At 55.0% G+C, this 2,053-nt stretch carries 2 tRNA genes and 1 rRNA gene; all 3 read left to right on the plus strand.

Annotated features, from left to right (window positions below):
* The first annotated feature begins 15 nt into the window (after positions 1-15).
* The 3 genes from AQ621_RS00835 (at position 16) to AQ621_RS00845 (ending at position 2,047) form a co-directional block, all read left to right on the plus strand.
* Positions 16-1,556 (plus strand): 16S ribosomal RNA (locus AQ621_RS00835).
* A 68-nt stretch (positions 1,557-1,624) separates the two neighbouring features.
* Positions 1,625-1,701, plus strand: a tRNA-Ile gene (locus AQ621_RS00840).
* 270 nt (positions 1,702-1,971) lie between these two features.
* Positions 1,972-2,047, plus strand: a tRNA-Ala gene (locus AQ621_RS00845).
* The last annotated feature ends 6 nt before the right edge of the window (positions 2,048-2,053 follow it).

The following is a 2,053-nucleotide window of genomic DNA, read 5'->3' on the forward strand; positions in this document are numbered from 1 at the left end:
GTTCTTGTATGATTTAAACTGAAGAGTTTGATCATGGCTCAGATTGAACGCTGGCGGCAGGCTTAACACATGCAAGTCGAGCGGTAACAGGGGGTGCTTGCACCCCGCTGACGAGCGGCGGACGGGTGAGTAATGCTTAGGAATCTGCCCAGTAGTGGGGGACAACAGTCGGAAACGGCTGCTAATACCGCATACGCCCTACGGGGGAAAGCAGGGGATCTTCGGACCTTGCGCTATTGGATGAGCCTAAGTCGGATTAGCTAGTTGGTGGGGTAAAGGCCTACCAAGGCGACGATCCGTAGCTGGTCTGAGAGGATGATCAGCCACATCGGGACTGAGACACGGCCCGAACTCCTACGGGAGGCAGCAGTGGGGAATATTGGACAATGGGGGCAACCCTGATCCAGCCATGCCGCGTGTGTGAAGAAGGCTTTCGGGTTGTAAAGCACTTTCAGCGAGGAGGAAGGCCTTAAAGTTAATACCTTTAAGGATTGACGTTACTCGCAGAAGAAGCACCGGCTAACTCCGTGCCAGCAGCCGCGGTAATACGGAGGGTGCAAGCGTTAATCGGAATTACTGGGCGTAAAGCGCGCGTAGGTGGTTTGGTAAGCGAGATGTGAAAGCCCCGGGCTTAACCTGGGAACGGCATTTCGAACTGTCAGACTAGAGTGTGGTAGAGGGTAGTGGAATTTCCTGTGTAGCGGTGAAATGCGTAGATATAGGAAGGAACACCAGTGGCGAAGGCGGCTACCTGGACCAACACTGACACTGAGGTGCGAAAGCGTGGGGAGCAAACAGGATTAGATACCCTGGTAGTCCACGCCGTAAACGATGTCAACTAGCCGTTGGGACTCTTGAAGTCTTAGTGGCGCAGCTAACGCACTAAGTTGACCGCCTGGGGAGTACGGCCGCAAGGTTAAAACTCAAATGAATTGACGGGGGCCCGCACAAGCGGTGGAGCATGTGGTTTAATTCGACGCAACGCGAAGAACCTTACCTGGCCTTGACATCCAGAGAACTTTCCAGAGATGGATTGGTGCCTTCGGGAACTCTGAGACAGGTGCTGCATGGCCGTCGTCAGCTCGTGTCGTGAGATGTTGGGTTAAGTCCCGTAACGAGCGCAACCCCTATCCTTGGTTGCTAGCAGGTAAAGCTGAGAACTCCAGGGAGACTGCCGGTGACAAACCGGAGGAAGGTGGGGATGACGTCAGGTCATCATGGCCCTTACGGCCAGGGCTACACACGTGCTACAATGGCGCGTACAGAGGGCTGCCAACTCGCGAGAGTGAGCCAATCCCTTAAAACGCGTCGTAGTCCGGATCGGAGTCTGCAACTCGACTCCGTGAAGTCGGAATCGCTAGTAATCGCGAATCAGAATGTCGCGGTGAATACGTTCCCGGGCCTTGTACACACCGCCCGTCACACCATGGGAGTGGATTGCACCAGAAGTAGTTAGTCTAACCTTCGGGAGGACGATTACCACGGTGTGGTTCATGACTGGGGTGAAGTCGTAACAAGGTAGCCGTAGGGGAACCTGCGGCTGGATCACCTCCTTAAACGAAGCCGAATGCTTCGGTCAGAGTCCACACGAATTACTTGGTTGGCTAATAAAGAGAGCAAACTCGGGTCTGTAGCTCAGGTGGTTAGAGCGCACCCCTGATAAGGGTGAGGTCGGTGGTTCAAGTCCACCCAGACCCACCAAAATTGCGTTATCCGTCGTTATCGCCGGGCTCACGTGCTACTCGCACGCTACACCCGTCGATGCCTAGGCTAACCCAATTTTCCGAGTTCGCCGAATCGTATCGGTGACTTGGTGCAGTAAGCCTCGAACGTTGAGGCAATCGCGGATGCGCCGGACAGGTTTTGTCAATCTAGGCGCAGTGTGAGCGAGTGAAGGAGTGACCCTCGATGGGTCATGACTGATGCGAGCGAAGACTGCAACGACGAGTGACAAAGGCTGGACAAGCAGACGGGGCCGTAGCTCAGCTGGGAGAGCGCCTGCCTTGCACGCAGGAGGTCAGGAGTTCGATCCTCCTCGGCTCCACCAAATTTT

Origin of the sequence: Marinobacter sp. P4B1 (assembly GCF_001447135.1) — a bacterium.
Classification (GTDB): Bacteria; Pseudomonadota; Gammaproteobacteria; order Pseudomonadales; family Oleiphilaceae; genus Marinobacter; species Marinobacter vinifirmus.